This is a genomic window from Pseudomonas sp. P7548, from assembly GCF_013386585.1.
Lineage (GTDB): Bacteria > Pseudomonadota > Gammaproteobacteria > Pseudomonadales > Pseudomonadaceae > Aquipseudomonas.
The window spans coordinates 1-21,391 of sequence record NZ_JACARO010000060.1 but is presented as its reverse complement, the minus strand read 5'-3'; the positions used below and the strand labels follow the sequence as shown (position 1 = coordinate 21,391).

Here is a 21,391-nt window from a genome sequence, read left to right as displayed (position 1 = left end):
TGAATGACTTTCTCAAGGAATAGACCGATGAAGTACTGGATGTTGATGTGGCTGGCGATTGCCACGGGTGCGATGGCAGCGCCACGGGAGCAGGGGACGCCTGGGGCATTTGATTTTTATGTGTTGTCGTTGTCATGGTCGCCGACGTTTTGCCTGACGCACCCGGACAACGAGCAGTGTTCCGGCAAGGGCTACGGGTTTGTGTTGCACGGCTTGTGGCCGCAATACGCACGGGGAGGGTGGCCGGCCTCGTGCGCGCCGCAATCGCAACTGAGCCGCGAAGAGATCGACAAGGGGGCGACGCTGTTTCCGACCCGTTCGCTGCTCAGGCACGAATGGTCCAAGCATGGCACCTGCAGCGGGCTGGAGCCGCTGGCGTACCTGGAAAAAACCGATGCGGCACTGGGCGCGGTTGTGATTCCGCAGCAGTTGCAGCCGTTCAACACGCCGCCGTCGTTGCAGGCCAGCGATATCGAGGCGCTGTTTCGCCAGAGCAACCCGCGCATGGGCAACCATGGGCTGGCAGTGATCTGCAAAGGCAAGGTGCTGTCGGAAGTGCGCGTGTGCCTGACCAAGGACCTGGCCTTCGCCGGCTGCCCGCGCAGTGTCAAAAGCCAATGCCGTGACGGCGATATCCGCATCCCTTCACAGCGCTAAGGCAGCATGGCCACGCGGTAGCGCTCGTCAAAATCGTCGGCCAACTGCGCCAGGGTGACATCGCCCAGGCGCTTGAGCAGTAGGGTCTGGGCTTGTTCGAACGCGTCCGTCAGTGCCGCGTTCACCGCTTGCTCCACCAGGCATTGCGGGTGGTCGGTGGACAGGCCGATGGCAAAGATCGACGGCGTGCCCAGCGCGTTGTGGATCTCCAGCAAGGTGATTTCACTCAAGGGCTTGCCCAGGGTCCAGCCGCCCTGGTGGCCTTTTTCCGAGCGCACATAGCCTTTTTCCTTGAGCAACCCGAGCGTGCGTCGCACCACCACCGGGTTGGTGCCCAGCATTTGCGCGATGGTGTCCGACGTGGCGCGCGCTTCGTGGCGGCCCATGTGGATCAGCACGTGGAGCATGCGGGACAGCCGGGTGTCGTTTCTCATCAAAAAACCTCAGGTCGATTCGACGCAAAGTATCGTTCGTAACCTAAAAAGTTGCGAGACTCTTGACGGCGTATTTTTACGTAACTTATGGTGTGTCGTGAAAGTGCCCGGACAACCAGGGCGCATGCACAGCGAGAGCAGAGCCATGATGTACGACGTCATTATTGTAGGCGGCAGCTATGCCGGCTTGTCCGCAGGCCTGCAACTGGCGCGGGCGCGGCGCCAGGTGCTGGTGGTTGATGCGGGGCTTCGGCGCAACCGGTTCGCGGCCACTTCCCACGGTTTTCTTGGCCAGGATGACGAGTCACCCGCGGTCATCGCGGCCGAAGGGCGCAGCCAATTGATGGAGTACCCGACGGTGACGTGGGTACAGGACACCGCGCTTGAAGCGCTGCGTCAGCCTGAGGGTTTCAGCCTGCGTACCCAATGCAACGGCACGTTCAGCGCCAAGCGCCTGATCCTGGCCAGCGGTGTGGTCGATGACTTGCCGCCGATCGACGGCTTGCAGGAACGCTGGGGCACGCGGGTGTTTCATTGCCCTTACTGCCACGGCTATGAGCTGGACCAGGGCCGAATCGGCGTCCTGGCCACTTCACCCCTGGCGATGCACCACGCGTTGATGTTGCCGGATTGGGGCAGCACCACCTTGTTCACCAACGGTGTGTTCACGCCGGATGCCGAACAGCAGGCGCAACTGGCACGGCGGGGCGTCAGGGTGGAAAGTGCTGGGGTAAAGCGCATCAGCGGTGAGCGTGCGGATCTTGAGTTGGTCGATGGGCGCGTCTTCAAGCTCGACGGCATCTTCACCCTGTCGCGTACCCGCATCAGCCCACTGGCGGCCCAGTTGGGATGCGAGCAGGTCGATGGCCCCACAGGGCCGTATCTGCAGACCAACGAAACACGCCAGACCTCGGTGGACGGCGTGTTTGCCTGTGGCGATGTCGCCCTCGCGGGAGGCTCTGTGGCCTTGGCAGTGGGTGAGGGCGTGCGCGCCGGGGTGGGCGCGCATTTTTCGTTGATCAGCGGGTGAGGTAGATCGGACGTTCGGTGGACAGCGACGCCTTCACCGCGTGGCCCATGTCACTGATCACCACTTCTTCGCGGCCTTCGCTGAGCCCTTGCAGGGTCAGTGCAACCACTTCTTGGGGTGTGCTCTTCGGCGCTTCGATACCGGCGGTCATGTCGGTGTCGATGTAGGCGGGGTGCACGCCGATCACCAGTGTTTGCTGCTCGCGCAATTCGCTGCGCAGGCCGTTGGTGAGGCCCCACTGGGCCGATTTTGAAGCGCTGTAGGCCCCGGCGCCCGGGCTGCTCAGCCAACTCAATACCGAGATGATGTTGATCAACGCGCCGCCGCCGTGTTTGGCCAGGACCGGCGCAAAGGCACGGGTCACGCGCAGGGTGCCGAGGGTGTTCACATCAAAATGGTGCTGCAGGTTGTCGACGCTGTCGGCATCCAACAGGGCGCCGCGATTGAGAGCACCGGCATTGTTGATCAGCACACTGACATCGCTGCATTGCTCGGCGGCGCGCTGCACGCTGGCTTCGTCGGTAATGTCGAGGGCAATGGGGGTGCTGCCGGGAATATTCACGCTGGCCACATCCCGTGCACCGGCATACACCTTGGCGGCACCCGCTTGCAGCAGGGCCGTCACGAAGGCTTTGCCCAGGCCACGATTGGCGCCGGTGACCAATACCACTTTTCCACGAATATCCATGATGAGCTCCGTACGCTGATTTAGGTTTAATGATGAAACTGTTTTTATCCTGAGCGCATCGGTCCTATAATGCAACCTAATATTTCTGACTGCCGGGAGGCCCCACGATGAAACGCAAATGCCTGGAAGGTGACGGTTGCCCGGTCGCCCGTGCATTGGATGTGGTGGGGGATTGGTGGACGCTGCTGATCATCCGCGATGCGTTTGCCGGCGTGACGCGCTTCGGTGATTTCCAGAAACGCCTGGGCGTGGCGAAAAACATCCTCGCCACGCGCCTCAAGGACATGGTCGAGCAAGGCCTGCTGCAAACCAGCGAAGTGGGCGCACGCAGTGAATACCAACTGACCGACAAAGGCCGCGCACTGATGCCGGTACTGGTGACCCTGGCGCAATGGGGCGAAACCCACACCCAGCCGGAGACGGTAGGGCGGCGAGTACTGGACGCGCGTTCACTCAAGCCGTTGCGCAAGGTGGAGGTGCTGTCCGAGGACGGTCGCGTGCTGGGCCTCGAAGACATCGTTACCCAGGCACCAGTGGCTTGATCAGGCGCACGCGCTAGACTCTACACACCGCCTCTTCGCACAAAGGACATCGCTTGAGCGCCGACTTCGAAAGCAAGACCACGTTCCAGGGGCTGACCTTCAAGCTGTACCGTGGCGAGGGGGCGGCGCTGTTGGCCTTCGATTTGGCGCCGGACCTGGCGACGCCGGATTTCGTCGGGTTCAGCATCGAAGTGCGCTACCCCGGCGCCGACCACTGGGGCGTGCTGCACAACCGCCTGCACTTCGACTACCCGCCCACCCCGGAGCAGCCGCGCAGCTTTCCGTCCACCGAGGCGCCGTTCCAGAAATTCCGCTGGATCCACGTGCCCAGCGAGATCCTGCCCGGCGTGTTCCGCTACCGCGTCACCGCGTGCTACATGGGCGCAGACGGCACGTTGTCCAAGGGTGTCAGCCTGGAAAACCAGGTGTCCCTGGAAGCGCAAACCATCAGCGACTTCGTGAACATCGGCTTTACCCGAGGGTTCGCCTCATCCCAGGCCTACGGCGATCGTTTCAACAATGAAACCCGCATCCTGCCGCCCTCAGGTTCCGCGCCTCGGGCCTACCTGGACCTGGACATGACGCCCTTCGAACGCAACTACGCCTGGCTGGGTTTCGAAGCGCGGCAGCTGATCCTCAACGTGCTGGATCAGGTGGCCAACGACCCCGAGCTGACCCTCGACGCGCTGATCTACGAGAGCAAGGAACCCGATATCCTGCGCCGCCTCGAAGGCCTCGGCCCACGCTTACGGGCGATCATCGATGACCACGGTGACCAGGGCGCCGCCGACAGTTGCGAAAGCCTCAGCGCTGCACGCCTGGCGGCAGCGGGGGCGCAGATCCAGCGCCTGCATTTCTCCAGCCAGCAACACAACAAAGTGCTGATCGTGCGGCGTGCGGGAGAGGCGATCCGGGTGTTGGGCGGCTCGACCAATTTCGCCCTGCGCGGCTTGTACATCCAGGCCAATAACGTGCTGCTGTTTGACGACGCCACGGTGGCCGGCAAGTTTGCCGAAGTGTTCGAGGCCTATTGGTCGGCGCCCACCACCTTTCGCAAGCACCCGCTCTCGCAACAATGGTGGGTGGTGCGCGATCAACCGGGTTCCAAAGTCTCGTTGTGCTTCGCGCCCCATGCTGACAGCGCGCTGTCCCTGGACCCCATCGCCACCAGCATCGAGCAGGCCACCAGTTCGGTGTTGTACTCCATCGTGTTTCTGAGCCTGATCAACGGCAAGGTGCGTGACGCCCTGGACACGCTGATGCAGCGCTCATTGTTCTCCTACGGCGTGGCCCAGCGCACCGGCAAGCTGGCGGTGCGCAAGCCGGATGGCTCGGTGGGCTTGCTGCCGTTCGGTTACCTGGCCAGCAACGTGCCGGCGCCGTTCAAGGCTGAATGGTCGGGCAATGCGGGGAACATGGTGCACAACAAGTTTGTGGTCACCGACTTCAATGGCGCCAACCCCACGGTGTACACCGGTTCGTCCAACCTGGCGGGCGGCGGTGAGAAGAACAACGGTGACCACCTGATCCGCATCGAAGACCGCAAGATCGCCGTGGTGTATGCGATCGAGGCGCTGCGCCTGTTCGATCACTTCCACTTCCGGGTCAATGCGAGCAAGCCCGGCGCGCTGCAAACGTTGCGCCTGGCCAAGCCGCCCGCCGCAGGACAGAAGACCTGGTTCGACGCGTATTACAGCCCCGGCCACGTCAAGGCCCGGGACCGCGAGTTGTTTGTGAAATAAGCGCGCTCAGCCGTCCACCAGTTGCTGGAACAGGGGCGTCAACAGATCGATCAGCACCTGCGGATCAGCCTTGGCCAGCGCCGACAGTTCGAGCATCTGGCGCATCACCTGAAAGCCCGAGACCAGTGCCATCACCAGGGCCGCACGTTCTTCGTGGTGCGCGCCCTTGAGCGCGGCGGCCATGGTTGCCTGATGGCCTTTTTCCACTTGTTCGCGACCGATCACGGCGGCGCGTTTGCTCGACGCCGAATGCAGCATGATCAGGAAACCTTCCAGCGGTGTGCTGCCGGCTTCGGTGATGCTGACCAGTGCCGTGGCGATCGTGCGGCCGAGGTTTTCCGCGCTGAGGTTGCTTTCGGTGAGGATGATCGGGCTGGCCATGGTGTCGGCGATCACTTCCGCAAACAGCTGTTCCTTGGAGCCGAAGTAACGGTTGACCAGCATCGCCGTCACGCCCGCACCGGCCGCGATTTCACGCACGCCGGCGCCGTCGTAGCCGGATTGGGCAAAGGCCTTGCGCGCTGATAACAGGATGGCATCGCGGGTGGCGGCGGCATTGCGCCGTCGTGGAGTGGGGTTGGGCATGGGCGTCCTGACATGACTGGGGGCTGTGGGTGCGCAGGTCGTGCGCGCCCACAGGGTACAGGGTCTATTTGCTGTCGAGGAAGCCCAGTACCGCGGCATTGAACAACGCCGGGTCCTGCAAGAAGGCAAAGTGGCTGGTGTTGGGCAGAATCAGCAGGCCGGCGCCAGGGATGGTCGCGGCCATGTACTCGGTGTGTTCGCGCTTGATCGCTTCGTCATGGTCGCCATCGGCGATCAGGATCGGCGTCTTGATGCTCGCCAGTTGTGCGTCGGTCCAGTTCGGTTGGCTGGCCCACATGTGGCTGATCTGCTCGACGAACGCGTCGTACTCTTTCGGCGTCGGCGACAGCTTGGCGTACTCCTTGCCGGCGCGTTCGATAAAGGCGGCAAAGGTCGGGTTTTTCTCCACGGCGTCTTTTACGCCGGCGGTCTGGGTGTTGGCGGCAAACGCAAAGACCTTGCCGATGCGGTCCGGATGACGCAGGGCCAGGTCGATGCCGATGATTGCGCCGTCGCTCCAGCCGACGATGTCGGCACGCGGGATTTTCAGGTTGTCGAGCACGGCCACCACATCGTCGGCCATCAGGTCATAGCCGTACGGCTGTTCATTGCGTGAGCTGCGCCCGTGGCCACGGCTGTCGATGCTGATCACTTCGTGCTTGGCCGACAGGGCCTTGACCTGGTTGCCCCAATAATCCGAGTTGGACAGGCCGCCGTGCAGTAACACCACCGGCGAACCGTGGCCGGTGCGGGTGTAGTAGACCTTGATGCCATTGACCGGGGCATAGCCGGTTTTTGCGCCGGCCACGGGGGCGGGTGTCGGCGGCAGGGTTTCCCAGCGTTCAGCGGCGTGAGCCGCGGAAAAAGACAGCAACAGGCAGGCGGCTGCCAGTAGACGGCGTGACATGGCGGTTCCTTTTTGCAGTGAGTAGGCGCTGAACTCTAGCACCGCCGCTGATCGGCAAAAACGCATTTTTGCCTATCGGAAATCGTCGGCTGAAAGAAAAAAATTCAGCTATATCAATGGAATAAAAGCGTCTAAAGCGCCTTGTGGTCGATCAGGCCAGTGGCACAATCGATCAATGTGTCCTCCGCCGGGCGCGCTTGCCAGCCCAACAGCAGGCGGGCCTTTTCCGCGCTGTGGCGGTGGGCGCGGCCAAGGTTGGGGGTGAGGCCGCGCAGCAGGGGGTCGAAGCGCGCCAATAGGCGCAGCAGCCAGTCGGGGATAGTGCGCGTGGGCACTTTGTGCGCGGCGTCACCCAACCGGTCGCGCAGCACCTGGGAAATCTCGGCCATCCACATGAACCTGCCAACGCCGAGGAGCCGTTGGCCCGCAGCGGCGGGGGCGGTCATGGCGCGGATATGCAGGTCGGCCAGGTCACGCACATCCACCACTTCGAAGCCCAGGCGCGGGTTGCCCTTGGCGCGGCCTTGCAGCAGGCGCGCGATGACTTGCACCGAACCCAGGGTATCGCGGCTCATGATCGGCCCGAAGACCGCACCGGGCAATACGGTGGTCAAGGTCGTCGGGCCTTCATGCCTAGCCATGAAGTCCCAGGCCGCCCGCTCGGCTTGGCGCTTGGCGTGGCGGTAAGGGGTGACATGGGTTTCAGCGGGGTCGAACCACACCGTCTCGTCGCTCAGGCTGTCGGGGCTTTGCAGCGGCGGGGTGGCGACGGTGGCGGCGCTGGTCATCACCACCCGGCGCACGCCAGCCCCGGTGGCGGCACGCAGGATGCGCAAGGTGCCGTCCCGTGCCGGGGCAACCATGTCGTCCAGGTGTTGCGGCGCGTCCAGGCCCAGGGGCGAGGCCACGTGCAGTACGTAATCACAGCCGATCATGGCAGCGTCCCAGCCTTCATCGCGGGTGAGGTCGGCGATGAAGAACGTCAGCCGGTGATGATCGATACCCAGGCCGCTCAACGCGGCGCGCACCCCAGCCTCTTTGTCAGGGCTGCGCAAACTGGTGCGCACCTGATAACCCTGTTGCAACAGGCCTGCCAGGCACCAGCCGGCGATGTAGCCCGTACCACCGGTGACCAGAACGGTCTCAGCCATCACTTTTCTCCCGCTTGTGTGAACGAAGTGAGGCTGACTCTAGGGCTGAAATCAGTATAAGTCTACAGTCGTATACAAAATAATTCACAGAGGGTTATTTTCTTCAATACCCCGCGAAGCCGGCCCTTTACCGTGTCCCCTCGTGACTCGTCGACTAAAAGGAACTGCAATGAGCGCTCTTCTTTCCATGGCCGCTTTTGCCCTGGCCACGTCTATCACGCCGGGCCCGGTGAATGTGGTTGCGCTGAGTTCGGGGGTGCGCTTTGGCTTCGTCGCCAGCCAGAAGCACGTGTTCGGTGCCGCCAGCGGCTTCACGGTGCTACTGGTGCTGATTGGCCTGGGGTTGCACGAAGTGCTGGTGCGTTGGCCGATCCTGACGCAATTGATTCAGTGGGGCGGGGTGGCCTTTTTGTTGTACATGGCGTGGAAGCTCGCGGCGGACGATGGCCGGCTGGACGCCGACGGCACGGCCACGGCGCCGTCGATGCTGTATGGCGCGATCATGCAATGGCTCAACCCCAAGGCGTGGCTGGCCTGTGTGGCGGGGATGGGCTTGTTTGTGGCCGATGGCGATGCGCGGCAGGTGTGGCTGTTTGCGGCGCTCTACCTGGTGATCTGTTACCTGTCGGTGGCGTGCTGGGCCTATGCCGGGACCTTTCTGCGTCGCTACTTGAGCAACCCTCAGGGCATGCGCCTGTTCAACCGCTCAATGGCCGCGTTGCTGGTGGCCAGTGTGGGGTATTTGCTGATGGCTTGAGCACGTCACGGTATTGCCCGGGCGTGGCCGCACAATGCTGTTTGAAGGCCCGTTGGAAATGCGCCTGGTCGGCAAACCCTGCGGCCAGCGCCACATCGGCGATCAGCTCGCCCTGACGCAATTGGGCGCGGGCAAACTGGATGCGCAGGTTCACCAGGAACGCATGGGGCGTCAGCCCGTAATACTGCTTGAAGGCACGGATCAGGTAGGAGGGCGACAGCTCGGCCGCCAGGCAAATGTCTCCCAGCTTCAGGGCCTGAGTGCAGTGCTCGCGGATGTAGTCGGCCGCGCGCTCCAGCTTGCCATTGACCTCACGCAACGGCGTATCGACCGGGTTCAGTCGCTGCTGCACTTCAGTGAAATAACTCACCAATGCGCTTTGCTTTTGCAGAGGTTCAGCGCGCTCATCCACCAGTATCCGGTACAACGCCAGCAGGCCCGCGTACAACATCGCGTCGCGGGTATAAGGCGTATTGAAGGGGCGGTAGCCCTGATCCGTGCTGAAACCCAATTGGTGCTGCAGGTCAGTCAGCCAGAGGGTGTCGATGTACAGCATCTGATAAGACCAATGCTGGTCATGGATGGGGTTGCAGGCATGTACATCGCCTGGGTTCATCAGCACCACGGTGCCAGCGCTGATCTCGAACGTCTGCGCGCCGTAATGGTAGTAGCTGCACCCCGTGGTCACGGCGCCGATGGAAAAATGCTCGTGGGAATGGCGGGTGTAAGTCACCTTGCGCCCGTCAGCGATCGTGCGCGCTTCGATAAACGCCAACGCCGGGTCACGCCAGAACAGCGGTGCCGTCGCGGCGGTCATGAGCGAGGCACCAGGAACGCCGCTTCCAGCAACTGCCGCGTATAGCCATGCTGCGGTGCGGCGAAGATCGCCTGGGCATCGCCTTGTTCCACCACCTGCCCATGTTTGACCACCATCAGCTGATGACTCAGCGCCTTGACCACCGCCAGGTCATGGCTGATGAACAGGTAGGTCAGGTTGTACTTGGCCTGCAAGCTACGCAGCAATTCCACCACCTGGCGTTGCACCGTGCGGTCCAGGGCCGAGGTGGGCTCGTCCAGCAGGATCAGGCGCGGCTTGAGCACCAGGGCGCGGGCGATGGCGATGCGTTGGCGTTGGCCACCGGAGAACTCGTGGGGGTAGCGGTGGCGGGCGTCCGGGTCCAGGCCCACTTCCTTGAGCGCGGCGATGATCGCCGCTTCCTGCTCGGCCGGGGTGCCCATCTTGTGGATGCGCAGGCCTTCGCCGACGATCTCGCTGACGCACATGCGCGGGCTCAGGCTGCCGAACGGGTCCTGGAACACCACCTGCATTTCCCGGCGCAGCGGGCGCACCTGTTGCTGGTTGAGCTGGTCCAGTGGTTGGCCTTCAAAACGAATACCACCCTTGCTGCTGATCAACCGCAGAATTGCCAGGCCCAGGGTGGATTTGCCCGAGCCGCTCTCGCCAACGATGCCCAGGGTCTGGCCCTGAGGCAGGCTGAAGTTGATGCCGTCCACGGCCTTGACGTAATCGACGGTGTTGCGCAGAAAGCCCTTCTTGATCGGGAACCAGACCTTCAAGTCATCCACTTCAAGCAACGGCGGGCCGACCTCATTGGTCGCCGGGCCACCGCTCGGTTCCGCCGCCAGCAGTTCCTGGGTATAAGGGTGCTGTGGCGACTGGAACAGCGTCTCGCAATCGGCCTGCTCGACGATGCAACCCTTCTGCATCACACACACGCGGTGGGCAATACGCCGCACCAGGTTCAGGTCATGGCTGATCAGCAGCAGTGCCATGCCCAGGCGCGCCTGCAATTCCTTGAGCAGTTCAAGAATCTTCAGCTGCACGGTCACGTCGAGGGCGGTGGTGGGCTCATCCGCAATCAGCAGCTCCGGCTCGTTGGCCAGAGCCATGGCAATCATCACGCGCTGGCGCTGGCCGCCGGACAATTCGTGGGGCAGGGCCTTGAGGCGCTTATGCGGCTCGGGAATCCCCACCAGTTCCAGCAGTTCCAGGGTGCGTCGGGTGGCGACCTTGCCCTGCAGGCCTTTGTGCAGGCCCAGCACTTCGTTGATCTGCTTCTCGATGGAGTGCAGCGGGTTCAACGAGGTCATCGGCTCCTGGAAGATCATCGCGATGCGGTTGCCGCGAATATGGCGGATGGTTTTCTCTTTGAGGGTCAGCAGGTCCTGGCCGGAATACTCGATGCTGCCCGACGGATGCCGCGCCAGCGGGTAGGGCAGCAGGCGCAGGATCGAGTGGGCCGTCACCGATTTGCCCGAGCCGCTTTCACCCACCAGCGCCAGGGTTTCGCCGCGCTTGATATCGAAGCTGACGTTGTTCACCACGCGGTGGTGGTGATCGCCGGTGACAAACTCGACGCTGAGGTCGCGGACTTCGATCAGATTGTCCTGATTCATCTCATTTCCTCGGGTCGAAGGCATCGCGAGCAGACTCGCCGATAAACACCAGCAAACTCAACATGATCGCCAGCACGGCAAAGGCACTCATGCCCAGCCACGGCGCTTGCAGGTTGGATTTGCCCTGGGCCACCAACTCGCCCAAGGACGGCGAACCGGCCGGCAAGCCGAAACCGAGGAAGTCCAGCGCGGTGAGGGTGCCGATGGCGCCGGTGAGAATGAAGGGCATGAAGGTCATGGTCGAGACCATCGCGTTGGGCAGGATATGGCGGAACATGATCGCGCCGTTCTGCATGCCCAAGGCCCTGGCCGCGCGCACGTATTCCAGGTTGCGCCCGCGCAGGAACTCGGCGCGCACCACGTCCACCAGGCTCATCCACGAGAACAGCAGCATGATCCCCAGTAGCCACCAGAAGTTGGGCTGCACGAAACTGGCGAGGATGATCAGCAGGTACAGCACCGGCAGGCCGGACCAGATCTCCAGGAAGCGCTGCCCGGCCAGGTCGACCCAGCCGCCATAAAAACCCTGCAAGGCGCCGGCGATCACGCCAATGATAGAGCTGAGCACCGTGAGCGTCAGGGCAAACAGCACCGACACCCGGAAGCCATAGATGACCCGCGCCAGTACATCGCGACCCTGGTCATCGGTGCCCAGCAGGTTCACAGAAGACGGCGGCGCAGGCGCCGGCACCTTGAGGTCGTAGTTGATGCTCTGGTAGCTGAACGGGATCGGCGCCCACAGGGTCCAGGCGTCCTTGGCTTTTAGCAGTTCCTGGATGTACGGGCTCTTGTAGTTGGCCTCCAACGGGAACTCGCCGCCAAAGGTGGTTTCCGGGTAGCGCTTGAGCGCCGGGAAATACCAGTCGCCATCGAAGTGCACCGCCAGGGGTTTGTCGTTGGCGATCAACTCCGCGCCCAGGCTGAGCACGAACAGAATCAGGAACAGCCACAGCGACCACCAGCCACGCTTGTTGGCCTTGAACCGCTCGAACCGGCGGCGATTGAGGGGGGACAGGTTCATCTCAATGCTCCCGGCTGGCAAAGTCGATACGCGGATCGACCAGGGTGTAGGTGAGGTCGCCGATCAGTTTCACGATCAGCCCCAGCAGGGTGAAGATAAACAGCGTGCCGAATACAACCGGGTAGTCGCGGTTGATCGCCGCTTCAAAGCTCATCAGGCCCAGGCCGTCGAGGGAGAAGATCACCTCCACCAGCAACGAGCCGGTGAAGAAGATGCCGATGAAGGCCGAAGGGAAACCGGCGATCACCAGCAGCATCGCGTTACGGAACACATGGCCGTAGAGCACGCGATGGTTGGTCAGGCCCTTGGCCTTGGCGGTGATCACGTATTGCTTGTTGATCTCGTCGAGAAAGCTGTTCTTGGTCAGCAGCGTCATGGTGGCGAAGTTGCCGATCACCAGGGCTGTGATCGGCAGCGCCAGGTGCCAGAAGTAATCGAGGATCTTGCCACCCCAGCTCAGTTCGTCGAAGTTGTTGGAGGTGAGCCCGCGTAACGGGAACCAGTCGAAATAACTGCCCCCGGCAAACACCACGATCAACAGGATCGCAAACAGGAACGCCGGGATCGCGTAGCCGACGATGATCGCCGAACTGGTCCACACGTCGAAGTGGCTGCCGTGTCGCGTAGCCTTGGCGATCCCCAGGGGGATCGACACCAGGTACATGATCAGCGTGCTCCAGAGCCCGAGGGAAATGGACACCGGCATCTTTTCCTTGATCAGGTCGATGACCTTGGCGTCGCGGAAGAAACTGTCGCCAAAGTCCAGCCGGGCGTAGTTCTTGACCATGATCCACAGGCGTTCCGGCGCCGATTTGTCGAAGCCGTACATCTTCTCGATTTCTTTGATCAGGGCCGGGTCCAGGCCCTGGGCACCGCGGTAGCTGGAGCCGGCCACCGACACCTCGGCACCGCCGCCGGCAATGCGGCTGGTGGCGCCTTCAAAACCTTCGAGCTTGGCGATCATCTGTTCCACGGGCCCACCGGGGGCGGCCTGGATGATGATGAAGTTGATCAGCAGGATCCCGAACAGCGTGGGGATGATCAGCAACAGGCGGCGAATGATATAGGCCAGCATTTAATCGCCTCCACTCGCCGGATCGGCGCTTTGGGTTGTGTCCAGGGAGACCGCCGGCTTGGCGTCCGGTTTGGCCCACCAGGTGGCGGTGCCGACGTCATAACGCGGCGAGACCTTGGGGTGGCCGAGGTGGTCCCAATACGCCACGCGGAAGGTCTTGATGTGCCAGTTGGGGATCACGTAGTAGCCGAACTGCAGCACGCGATCCAGCGCCTTGGCGTGGGCGACCAGGCTCTTGCGCGAGTCGGCATCGATCAGCTCTTCGACCAACTGGTCGACGGCCGGGTCCTTGAGGCCCATGTAGTTGCGGCTGCCAGGTTTGTCGGCACTGGAAGACGACCAGAATTCGCGCTGTTCATTACCCGGCGAGGTGGACTGCGGGAAGCTGCCCACCAGCATGTCGAAGTCCCGCGAGCGAATGCGGTTGATGAACTGCGAGACGTCCACCCGACGGATCACCAGGTCGATGCCCAGGTCGGCGAGGTTGCGCTTGAACGGCAGCAGGATGCGCTCGAACTCGGTCTGGGCCAGCAGGAATTCGATGGTCACCGGCTTGCCCGTGGTGTCGACCATCTTGTCGTCGACGATGCGCCAGCCGGCCTCTTGCAGCAGTTGGTAGGCCTCGCGTTGCTGGGTGCGGATCATGCCGCTGCCGTCGGTTTTGGACGGTTCGAACGCCTGGGTGAAGACTTCTTCGGGGACCTTGCCGCGCAGCGGTTCGAGGATTTTCAGCTCATCCGGGCCGGGCAGGCCGGTGGCGGCCATCTCCGAGTTTTCAAAGTAACTGCGCGTACGCGTGTAGGCGCCGTTGAACAGCTGCTTGTTGCTCCACTCGAAATCCAGCAGCAGGCTGATCGCCTTGCGCACGCGCACGTCCTGGAACATCGGCTTGCGCGTGTTGAACACGAAGCCCTGCATACCGGTGGGGTTGCCGTTGGGGATTTCTTCCTTGATCAGGCGCCCCTGGGCCACGGCCGGGATGTTGTAGGCATTGGCCCAGTTCTTCGCGCTGAACTCCAGCCAGTAGTCGAACTGCCCGGCCTTCAAGGCTTCCAGGGCGACGGTGCTGTCGCGGTAGTAGTCGGTGATGCGATTGTCGAAGTTGTAGAAGCCCCGGGTGATCGGCAGGTCCTTGGCCCAGTAATCCTTGACCCGCTCGTAGCGCACCATGCGCCCGGGCTTGACCTCGGCCACCTTGTACGGCCCGCTGCCCAATGGGATTTCCAGGTTGCCCTTGGAGAAATCGCGGGTGGCCCACCAGTGTTTGGGCAATACCGGCAATTGCCCGAGGATCAGCGGCAATTCGCGGTTGTTGGTGCGCTTGAACTTGAACAGCACGCGCAACGGGTCTTCGGCCACTACTTCGTCAATGTCGGCGTAGTAGGTGCGGTAGATCGGCGAACCTTCTTTCATCAACGTCTGGAAGGTGAAAATCACGTCTTCGGCGCGGATCGGGTGGCCATCATGAAAGCGTGCTTCGGGGCGCAGGTAGAAGCGTACCCAGCTGTTGTCCGGGGCCTTTTCGATCTTGCCGGCCACCAGGCCGTACTCGGTGATTGGCTCGTCCAGGCTCTGCATGGCCAGGGTGTCGTAGATCAGCGGCACGTTGTCGGCGGGCACACCTTTACTGATATAGGGGTTGAGGCTGTCGAAGCCGCCCATGCTCGATTCGCGGAAGGTGCCGCCCTTGGGCGCATCGGGGTTCACGTAGTCGAAGTGTTTGAAGTCGGCGGGGTATTTCGGCGGTTCGTTGTACAGCGTCAGCGCATGTTGCGGTGCGGCATGGGCCACGGCACTCAGCAACAGGCTGGAGAGCAGAGCAGTACGCAAAAACATCATTGGGCTTTCTCCGAAGCTTTCAGCCACCACGCGCTCAGGCCCAGGCTGTAGGGCGGTGTGGTGACAAAGGCGAACCGGTTGCGGTACGCCAAGCGATGATAGTTGAGATACCAGTTGGGAATACTGTAGTGCTGCCACAGCAGCACCCGGTCGAGGGCTCGGCCAGCGGCCAATTGCTCTTCGCGGGTCTGTGCGGCCAGCAGTTGCTCCAGCAGGTGATCGACCACCGGGTTGGCGATGCCTGCGTAGTTCTTGCTGCCCTTGATGGCCGCCTGGCTGGAGTGGAAGTACTGCCACTGTTCAAGGCCGGGGCTCAGGGTCTGGTTGAGGGTGATCAGGATCATGTCGAAGTCGAACTGATCCAGGCGCTGTTTGTATTGCGCCCGGTCAACGGTGCGCAGGCGGGCGTCGATGCCGATGCTGATCAGGTTTTCGACGTAGGGCTGCAGGATGCGCTCCAGGTTCGGGTTCACCAGCAGGATCTCGAAACGCAACGGCTGGCCGTCACTGTTGAGCAAGCGCTGGCCCGACAGTTTCCAGCCGGCTTCGCCGAGCAGGGTCAGGGCGCGGCGCATGGTCTCGCGCGGGATGCCGCGGCCGTCGGTCTGCGGCAGGCTGAAGGGTTGGGTGAACAGGTTGGCCGGCAACTGGTCGCGGTAGGGCGACAGCATCAGCCACTCGTGACCCACCGGCACGCCGGTCGCCGAGAATTCGCTGTTGGGGTAGTAACTCAAGGTGCGTTTGTAGGCGCTGCTGAACAGGGTGCGGTTGGTCCATTCGAAGTCGAACATCAGCCCCAGGGCTTCGCGCACCTTGGTCTGGCTGAACGTGGGCCGCCGCGTATTCATGAACAGGCCCTGGCTCTGGGTCGGGATCTGGTGGGCGATCTGCGCCTTGATCACGTCGCCCCGGTTGACCGCCGGGAAGTTGTAGCCGGTGGCCCAGTTTTTTGCCTGGTGCTCGATATAGATGTCGAACTCGCCGGCCTTGAAGGCTTCGAAGGCCACGTCGCTGTCGCGGTAGAACTCCACCTCGACCTTGTCGTAGTTGTAGAGCCCCTGGTTGACCGGCAAGTCCTTGCCCCAGTAGTCCTTGACCCGCTCGAACACCAGTTGCCGGCCCGGCGTTACCTTGGTGATGCGGTACGGGCCGCTGCCCAGCGGTGGTTCAAAGGTGGTGGCCTTGAAGTCGCGGTTTTTCCAGTAGTGCTGGGGCAGTACCGGCAGCTCGCCCAGGCGCAGGATCAGCAACGGGTTGCCGGCGCGCTTGAACACAAAACGAATGCGATGGCGGTTGAGAATATCGACCCGGGCGACTTCCTGCAGGTTGGTGCGGTACTGCGGGTGGCCTTCGGTGAGCAGCGTGCGATAGGAAAACGCCACGTCATAGGCGGTGATCGGCTTGCCATCATGGAAGCGGGCTTCCGGGCGCAGGTTGAACACCACCCAGCTGCGGTCTTCGCTGTACTCCACCGACTGCGCAATCAGCCCATAGCTGGAGGTGGGCTCATCACCGGACGGCGCGTACTGGCCGGTGCCGACCATCAACGGCTCATTGAGCTCATTGACGCCGTACTGCAGGAAATTGGGGGTGGAAACCGGGCTTGAGCCCTTGAAGGTGTAGGGGTTGAGCGTGTCGAACGTGCCAAACGCCATGACCCGCAAGGTCCCGCCTTTCGGCGCTGCAGGGTTTACCCAATCGAAGTGGGTGAATTTGGCCGGGTACTTGAGCCTGCCGAACTGCGTGTAACCGTGGCTCTCGGTAATCGTCGCGTTCGCAGCAAAGCTCAAGGCCAGACTTATTAGAAGAAGGAGGGGACGCTTCAAGTCAGAGATCCGATCCAGGCGGCTTGGGCTTTATGATCGGTACAGTAACAGCTTGTTCCGGTTGGAAAAAGCGTGCCGAGAGCACTGGGGATCCAATGTGGGAGCGGGCTTGCTCGCGAATACGGTGTGTCAGTCACTGGTTGCATTGACTGATCCTCTGCATTCGCGAGCAAGCCCGCTCCCACATTAGCCCGCGGTGTGCTTCAGGCTTCAGCGAGGCCCGGACACCACCAACATCTGCCCCGGCTTCAGCGCCTGGCCAGTGCGCGGGTTCCAACGCTTGAGATGTTGCATCTCGACGTTGAAACGCTTGGCGACGATGTACAGCGAGTCACCTTTCTTGACCTTGTATTGCACCGGCTTCTTGCTGTCAGCCTTGGCCACCAGCTTGCGGGTGTCCTGCATCACCAGGGTCTGGCCGACCTTGAGGGCCTGGCCGTTGAGCTTGTTCCAGCGTTGCAGGTCATGCACGTCGACCTTGTTGGCCTTGGCGATCAGCGTGAGGTTGTCGCCGCTGCGCACCTTGTAGCTGCGTGAACGCCCGGCAACACGTGCAGTCTCGACTTCGTCGAACACCTGCTTCTTCGGACGCATCGCCAGCAATTCCTCTGGCTTCATCGTCGACAGGGTGCTGGTGAGCAGCTGCGCCTTGGAGCTTGGCACCAGCAAATGCTGGGGGCCGTCCAGGGTGGTGCGTTGCTTCAATGCGGGGTTGAGCTGGAACAGTTCGTCTTCGTCGATCTCGGCCAGCGCGGCGACCCGGGACAGGTCCATGCTCTGCTTGACCTCGACCACTTCGAAATACGGCTGGTTGGCGATCGGGCTCAGGTTGACGCCGTAGGCCTCGGGGGCCAGCACCACCTGGGACAGCGCCAGGAACTTGGGCACGTAGTCCTTGGTTTCCTGGGGCAGGGGCAGGTTCCAGTAGTCGGTCGGCAGGCCGAGCTTCTCGTTGCGCTCTATCGCCCGGCTCACCGTGCCTTCACCGGCGTTGTAGGCGGCCAGCGCCAGCAACCAGTCGCCGTTGAACATGTCGTGCAGGCGGGTCAGGTAGTCCAGGGCAGCGGTGGTGGAGGCGGTGATGTCGCGGCGGCCGTCGTAGGCGCGGGTCTGGCGCAGGTTGAAGTAACGCCCGGTGGAAGGAATGAACTGCCACAAGCCAACCGCATCGCTGCGCGAATAGGCCATTGGGTTGTAGGCGCTTTCAATCACGGGCAGCAGCGCCAGTTCCAGCGGCATGTTGCGTTCTTCAAGGCGTTCGACGATGTAATGAATGTAGAGGCTGCCGCGTTCTCCGGCGTTCTCCAGGAAGGAAGGGTTGCTGGCGAACCACAAGCGCTGTTGCTCGATGCGCGGGTTGACACCCAGGCCGTCCTGCAATTGAAAGCCCCGTCGCATGCGTTCCCAGACGTCCTGGGGCACTTCGGGGCTGGGCTTCTCTGATAGCCAAATAGGTTTTTGCTTGATCTTGGCAGCAAGATTCGGTTTGGGTTGCACGGTGGATTGTGCAGCGAAATTTGTCGATTGGCAGCCCGCCAGAGTCGCGGACACAGCCACCGCCACAGCTTGAGCCAGGCGGGTCAATGCGTCTGAAGAAATGGATTTACGAATAGATGACGACATTGGCTGGAAGTAAGTTCCGGGCAAAAATGTCGGGCGATTCTAGAAAGCGCTTGGGTTCCGGTCAACCATTCAGAAAATACGTATCAGATTGCGATCCATTAGAACTTATCTTTCCAAGCCCTCAAGCTAGCAAACACCTCGGCCCCAGCGCGGTTGTCGCGGCCATTCCGTTCGTCCGCTTTTTGTTTAACGGATGTTTCAGTGGTACGCAGGAAAGGGTTAGTACGTTTTTCCAGGGCCAGGTTGGACGGCAGCGTCATCTCGCCGCGCGCCCTGAGTTGATTGACGTTCTCCACCCGTTCGGCGATGTCGGCGTTGTCCGGTTCCACGGCCTGGGCGAACCTCAGGTTGCTTTGTGTGTATTCGTGGGTGCAGTACACCAGGGTGTCGGCGGGCAGGGCCGCCAGGCGTTCCAGGGAGGTGTGCATCTGTTCTGGCGTGCCTTCGAACAGGCGGCCGCAACCGGCGGCAAACAGGGTGTCACCGCAGAACAGCACGCCGTGGTGATAAAAGGCGATATGGCCGAGGGTGTGGCCGGGTACGCTATAAACGTCGAAGTCCCAACCCAGTACGCTGATACGATCGTTGTCTTGCAAGGCCACGTCTCGCCCCGGGATCTTCTCGTTCGCCGGGCCGTAGACCTTGGCGCCGGTCAGCTGTTTGAGCTGTTCGACACCGCCGACATGGTCGTGGTGATGGTGGGTGATCAGGATGTCGCTGAGGGTCCATTGCGGGTTTTGCCCGAGCCAGGCCAGCACGGGCGCAGCATCGCCTGGGTCGACCACCGCGCAGCGTTGGCTTTGAGGGTCTTGTAACAACCAGATGTAGTTATCGGTGAAGGCGGGCAGGGCACTGATCTGTATCATTCTTCGATTCGCCAAGCTGAACACATTGGTGCATCTTAGAACGTCTAGGCGAGTTGGAGAATGCAATGACTGATAAAGCGTTCGCCCAGGCCGATCCTGAATGGCTGGCCCTGATCGGCGCGGCCCGTGAATGGCTGTCCGGGCCCATCGGGCAATTTTTGCTGGATGAAGAGCGGCGCATGCTCGAAGACGAGCTGGGCCGCTTCTTTGGTGGCTACCTGGTGCATTACGGCCCGTCGGCCGAGACACCGCCCACCGCGCCACAGGTGCAACGCAATGTGCGCCTGGGTGCGCCGCTGCCGGGGGTGGAAATCGTCTGCGAGGAACAAGCCTGGCCGTTGAGTGAACATGCCGCCGATGTGGTGGTGCTGCAGCATGGCCTGGATTTCTGCCTGTCGCCCCACGGCCTGCTGCGCGAGGCCGCCAGCAGCGTGCGCCCGGGTGGCCATCTGCTGATCATCGGCATCAACCCCTGGAGCAGTTGGGGCTTGCGTCATGTGTTCGCCCATGACGGCTTGCGCCAGGCGCGCTGCATCTCGCCGTCGCGCGTAGGGGACTGGCTGAACCTGCTGGGCTTTGCGCTGGAGAAACGCCGCTTCGGGTGCTATCGTCCGCCGCTTGCCTCGGCCAAGTGGCAAGGCCGCCTGGCCGGCTGGGAACGCCGCGCGGGTGCCTGGCAACTGTCGGGTGGCGGCTTCTATCTATTGGTCGCGCGCAAGATCGTGGTTGGGCTGCGCCCTGTGCGCCAGGTGCTGCGCCAGCCCATGGGCAAGCTGGTGCCGATGCCGATGGCCAAGGTCAACCGCAAGCAAAGCGAACCCTAATACCTTTTTTGATTTCAGACTTGCCTGTCTTGATGGATGTAACCGATGACCGATACCGTAGAACTCTTCACTGATGGCGCCTGCAAGGGCAACCCAGGCCCTGGTGGCTGGGGCGCGTTGCTGGTGTGCAAGGGCGTGGAGAAGGAACTGTGGGGCGGCGAACCCAACACCACCAACAACCGCATGGAGCTGATGGGCGCCATCCGTGGCCTCGAAGAACTCAAGCGCCGCTGCGACGTGCTGCTGGTGACCGACTCGCAATACGTGATGAAGGGCATCAACGAGTGGATGGTCAACTGGAAAAAGCGTGGCTGGAAGACCGCCGCCAAGGAGCCGGTGAAAAACGCCGACCTGTGGCAACTGCTCGATGAGCAGTGCAACCGCCACAACATCACCTGGAAATGGGTGCGCGGGCACATCGGCCACCCGGGCAACGAACGGGCTGACCAGCTGGCCAACCGTGGCGTGGACGATGTGCGCGGCTACAAGCAGAGCTGATCATTAAAGCGCGGTAACGCCCAGGGCCGGCCTTGGGCTGCGTGGGGCATGACGTGCTAATATCCCGCATCTTGAAATACACCCCCGTTGAGAGCTGAACCCTGATGGCCATCCGATCTGTTGTACTCGATACCGAAACCACCGGCATGCCGGTGACCGATGGTCACCGGATCATCGAAATCGGTTGTGTCGAACTGATGGGCCGCCGCCTCACCGGCCGTCACTTTCACGTGTACCTGCAACCGGACCGCGACAGTGACGAAGGCGCGATCGGCGTCCACGGCATCACCGACGAGTTCCTCAAGGGCAAGCCACGTTTCGCGGAAGTCGCCGATGAGTTTTTCGAGTTCATCACCGGCGCCCAGCTGATCATCCATAACGCGGCGTTCGACGTCGGCTTCATCAACAACGAATTTGCCCTGATGGGGCAGACCGATCGCGCGGACATCTCCCAGCACTGCTCGATCCTCGACACCTTGATGATGGCCCGCGAACGTCACCCGGGCCAGCGCAACAGCCTCGACGCCTTGTGCAAACGTTATGGCGTCGATAACTCCGGTCGTGAGCTCCACGGCGCCTTGCTCGACTCCGAGATCCTGGCGGACGTCTACCTGGCCATGACGGGCGGGCAGACCAGCCTGTCGCTGGCTGGCAACGCCTCTGACGGCAGCGGTTCTGCCGAAGGTTCGGGCAATCGCCCTTCGGAAATCCGTCGCCTGCCGGCAGATCGCAAGCCGAGCGTGATCATTCGCGCCAGCGAGCAGGACATGGCCGAGCATGCCGCGCGCCTGGAAGCCATCGCCAAGTCGGCGGGTGCACCGGCGTTGTGGTCGACCCTGACCCAGCAATAGGCTGACTCGACGCGGTAAACAATGTGGGAGCGGGCTTGCTCGCGAATGCGGTGGTTC

21 protein-coding genes are annotated in these 21,391 nt (G+C 62.2%); 8 read left to right on the top strand and 13 right to left on the bottom strand.

Translation table 11 applies throughout. From position 1 onward, the window contains the following. Positions 1-27: 27 nt before the first annotated feature. Positions 28-657 carry a ribonuclease T2 gene (locus tag HX803_RS22825; RefSeq protein WP_178923726.1) on the top strand — a complete coding sequence of 210 codons (630 nt, stop codon included), beginning with the start codon at positions 28-30 and terminating at the stop codon, positions 655-657. Here the strand turns inward: HX803_RS22825 and HX803_RS22820 are convergent. Further along, positions 654-1,091 (bottom strand): Rrf2 family transcriptional regulator, encoded by a 438-nt coding sequence (locus HX803_RS22820; protein WP_178923725.1) that lies wholly within the window; start codon positions 1,089-1,091, stop codon positions 654-656. The genes HX803_RS22825 and HX803_RS22820 overlap by 4 nt on opposite strands. 145 nt (positions 1,092-1,236) lie before the next feature. Here HX803_RS22820 and HX803_RS22815 point away from each other — a divergent pair, with 145 nt between their 5' ends. Then, positions 1,237-2,121, top strand: a complete 885-nt coding sequence (locus HX803_RS22815; protein ID WP_178923724.1) for an NAD(P)/FAD-dependent oxidoreductase — start codon at positions 1,237-1,239, stop codon at positions 2,119-2,121. On the opposite strand, the gene HX803_RS22810 is transcribed toward HX803_RS22815, so the two are convergent. Continuing rightward, positions 2,111-2,809 (bottom strand): SDR family oxidoreductase, encoded by a 699-nt coding sequence (locus tag HX803_RS22810; protein ID WP_178923723.1) that lies wholly within the window; start codon positions 2,807-2,809, stop codon positions 2,111-2,113. The genes HX803_RS22815 and HX803_RS22810 overlap by 11 nt on opposite strands. A gap of 107 nt (positions 2,810-2,916) precedes the next feature. Between HX803_RS22810 and HX803_RS22805 the strand changes: the two genes are divergently transcribed. Further along, entirely contained in the window at positions 2,917-3,351 is a 435-nt protein-coding gene (locus HX803_RS22805) for a helix-turn-helix domain-containing protein (RefSeq protein WP_176997817.1), read from the top strand. 53 nt (positions 3,352-3,404) lie between these two features. Continuing rightward, positions 3,405-5,093, top strand: coding sequence for a phospholipase D-like domain-containing protein (locus HX803_RS22800; protein WP_178923722.1), 1,689 nt, complete (start codon positions 3,405-3,407; stop codon positions 5,091-5,093). Between the two features lie 6 nt (positions 5,094-5,099). Here the strand turns inward: HX803_RS22800 and HX803_RS22795 are convergent, their stop codons facing one another. From HX803_RS22795 to HX803_RS22785, 3 genes are all read right to left on the bottom strand, one after another. Beyond that, positions 5,100-5,678, bottom strand: a complete 579-nt coding sequence (locus HX803_RS22795; protein ID WP_178923721.1) for a TetR/AcrR family transcriptional regulator — start codon at positions 5,676-5,678, stop codon at positions 5,100-5,102. 64 nt (positions 5,679-5,742) lie between these two features. Continuing rightward, positions 5,743-6,585, bottom strand: coding sequence for an alpha/beta fold hydrolase (locus tag HX803_RS22790; protein ID WP_178923720.1), 843 nt, complete (start codon positions 6,583-6,585; stop codon positions 5,743-5,745). Between the two features lie 131 nt (positions 6,586-6,716). Next, entirely contained in the window at positions 6,717-7,736 is a 1,020-nt protein-coding gene (locus HX803_RS22785) for an NAD-dependent epimerase/dehydratase family protein (RefSeq protein ID WP_178923718.1), read from the bottom strand. A gap of 169 nt (positions 7,737-7,905) precedes the next feature. On the opposite strand from HX803_RS22785, the gene HX803_RS22780 reads away from it, so the two are divergent. After that, on the top strand, positions 7,906-8,493 hold the full coding sequence (locus HX803_RS22780; RefSeq protein WP_178923716.1) for a LysE family translocator: 588 nt from the start codon (positions 7,906-7,908) through the stop codon (positions 8,491-8,493). On the opposite strand, the gene HX803_RS22775 is transcribed toward HX803_RS22780, so the two are convergent. The 8 genes from HX803_RS22775 to gloB form a co-directional block, all read right to left on the bottom strand. Next, positions 8,435-9,310, bottom strand: coding sequence for an AraC family transcriptional regulator (locus HX803_RS22775; RefSeq protein ID WP_178923714.1), 876 nt, complete (start codon positions 9,308-9,310; stop codon positions 8,435-8,437). The genes HX803_RS22780 and HX803_RS22775 overlap by 59 nt on opposite strands. After that, on the bottom strand, positions 9,307-10,911 hold the full coding sequence (locus tag HX803_RS22770) for an ABC transporter ATP-binding protein (RefSeq protein WP_178923706.1): 1,605 nt from the start codon (positions 10,909-10,911) through the stop codon (positions 9,307-9,309). Before HX803_RS22770 ends, HX803_RS22775 begins: the two co-directional genes overlap by 4 nt. Before the next feature lies 1 nt (position 10,912). After that, the gene (locus HX803_RS22765; protein ID WP_017738565.1) at positions 10,913-11,932 is read right to left on the bottom strand and encodes an ABC transporter permease; all 1,020 of its coding nucleotides are present in this window, start codon (positions 11,930-11,932) and stop codon (positions 10,913-10,915) included. 1 nt (position 11,933) lies between these two features. After that, positions 11,934-13,007 (bottom strand): microcin C ABC transporter permease YejB, encoded by a 1,074-nt coding sequence (locus tag HX803_RS22760; RefSeq protein ID WP_178923704.1) that lies wholly within the window; start codon positions 13,005-13,007, stop codon positions 11,934-11,936. Beyond that, a complete protein-coding gene (locus HX803_RS22755) occupies positions 13,008-14,846 on the bottom strand; it encodes an extracellular solute-binding protein (RefSeq protein ID WP_178923702.1) in 1,839 nt (612 codons plus the stop codon). It abuts the gene before it with no gap. Then, a complete protein-coding gene (locus HX803_RS22750) occupies positions 14,843-16,672 on the bottom strand; it encodes an extracellular solute-binding protein (protein WP_178923700.1) in 1,830 nt (609 codons plus the stop codon). Before HX803_RS22750 ends, HX803_RS22755 begins: the two co-directional genes overlap by 4 nt. A gap of 210 nt (positions 16,673-16,882) precedes the next feature. Further along, the gene (locus HX803_RS22745) at positions 16,883-18,295 is read right to left on the bottom strand and encodes a transglycosylase SLT domain-containing protein (RefSeq protein ID WP_178923698.1); all 1,413 of its coding nucleotides are present in this window, start codon (positions 18,293-18,295) and stop codon (positions 16,883-16,885) included. Positions 18,296-18,393: 98 nt separating this feature from the next. After that, entirely contained in the window at positions 18,394-19,161 is a 768-nt protein-coding gene (gene gloB / locus HX803_RS22740) for a hydroxyacylglutathione hydrolase (protein WP_178923696.1), read from the bottom strand. Positions 19,162-19,226: 65 nt separating this feature from the next. Here gloB and HX803_RS22735 point away from each other — a divergent pair, with 65 nt between their 5' ends. The 3 genes from HX803_RS22735 (at position 19,227) to dnaQ (ending at position 21,334) form a co-directional block, all read left to right on the top strand. Next, positions 19,227-19,985, top strand: a complete 759-nt coding sequence (locus HX803_RS22735) for a class I SAM-dependent methyltransferase (RefSeq protein WP_178923694.1) — start codon at positions 19,227-19,229, stop codon at positions 19,983-19,985. Between the two features lie 45 nt (positions 19,986-20,030). Further along, positions 20,031-20,483 carry a ribonuclease HI gene (gene rnhA / locus HX803_RS22730; protein WP_016972779.1) on the top strand — a complete coding sequence of 151 codons (453 nt, stop codon included), beginning with the start codon at positions 20,031-20,033 and terminating at the stop codon, positions 20,481-20,483. Between the two features lie 110 nt (positions 20,484-20,593). Then, positions 20,594-21,334 carry a DNA polymerase III subunit epsilon gene (dnaQ, locus tag HX803_RS22725; protein ID WP_178923800.1) on the top strand — a complete coding sequence of 247 codons (741 nt, stop codon included), beginning with the start codon at positions 20,594-20,596 and terminating at the stop codon, positions 21,332-21,334. The last annotated feature ends 57 nt before the right edge of the window (positions 21,335-21,391 follow it).

Excerpts from the sequence above, each read along its gene's own strand:
- HX803_RS22825 (WP_178923726.1), top strand. The coding sequence starts at position 28 with ATGAAGTACTGGATGTTGATGTGGCTGGCGATTGCCACGGGTGCGATG.
- HX803_RS22820 (WP_178923725.1), bottom strand. The coding sequence starts at position 1,091 with ATGAGAAACGACACCCGGCTGTCCCGCATGCTCCACGTGCTGATCCAC.
- HX803_RS22815 (WP_178923724.1), top strand. The coding sequence starts at position 1,237 with ATGATGTACGACGTCATTATTGTAGGCGGCAGCTATGCCGGCTTGTCC.
- HX803_RS22810 (WP_178923723.1), bottom strand. The coding sequence starts at position 2,809 with ATGGATATTCGTGGAAAAGTGGTATTGGTCACCGGCGCCAATCGTGGC.
- HX803_RS22805 (WP_176997817.1), top strand. The coding sequence starts at position 2,917 with ATGAAACGCAAATGCCTGGAAGGTGACGGTTGCCCGGTCGCCCGTGCA.
- HX803_RS22795 (WP_178923721.1), bottom strand. The coding sequence starts at position 5,678 with ATGCCCAACCCCACTCCACGACGGCGCAATGCCGCCGCCACCCGCGAT.
- HX803_RS22790 (WP_178923720.1), bottom strand. The coding sequence starts at position 6,585 with ATGTCACGCCGTCTACTGGCAGCCGCCTGCCTGTTGCTGTCTTTTTCC.
- HX803_RS22785 (WP_178923718.1), bottom strand. The coding sequence starts at position 7,736 with ATGGCTGAGACCGTTCTGGTCACCGGTGGTACGGGCTACATCGCCGGC.
- HX803_RS22780 (WP_178923716.1), top strand. The coding sequence starts at position 7,906 with ATGAGCGCTCTTCTTTCCATGGCCGCTTTTGCCCTGGCCACGTCTATC.
- HX803_RS22775 (WP_178923714.1), bottom strand. The coding sequence starts at position 9,310 with ATGACCGCCGCGACGGCACCGCTGTTCTGGCGTGACCCGGCGTTGGCG.
- HX803_RS22770 (WP_178923706.1), bottom strand. The coding sequence starts at position 10,911 with ATGAATCAGGACAATCTGATCGAAGTCCGCGACCTCAGCGTCGAGTTT.
- HX803_RS22765 (WP_017738565.1), bottom strand. The coding sequence starts at position 11,932 with ATGAACCTGTCCCCCCTCAATCGCCGCCGGTTCGAGCGGTTCAAGGCC.
- HX803_RS22760 (WP_178923704.1), bottom strand. The coding sequence starts at position 13,007 with ATGCTGGCCTATATCATTCGCCGCCTGTTGCTGATCATCCCCACGCTG.
- HX803_RS22755 (WP_178923702.1), bottom strand. The coding sequence starts at position 14,846 with ATGATGTTTTTGCGTACTGCTCTGCTCTCCAGCCTGTTGCTGAGTGCC.
- HX803_RS22745 (WP_178923698.1), bottom strand. The coding sequence starts at position 18,295 with ATGTCGTCATCTATTCGTAAATCCATTTCTTCAGACGCATTGACCCGC.
- gloB (WP_178923696.1), bottom strand. The coding sequence starts at position 19,161 with ATGATACAGATCAGTGCCCTGCCCGCCTTCACCGATAACTACATCTGG.
- HX803_RS22735 (WP_178923694.1), top strand. The coding sequence starts at position 19,227 with ATGACTGATAAAGCGTTCGCCCAGGCCGATCCTGAATGGCTGGCCCTG.
- rnhA (WP_016972779.1), top strand. The coding sequence starts at position 20,031 with ATGACCGATACCGTAGAACTCTTCACTGATGGCGCCTGCAAGGGCAAC.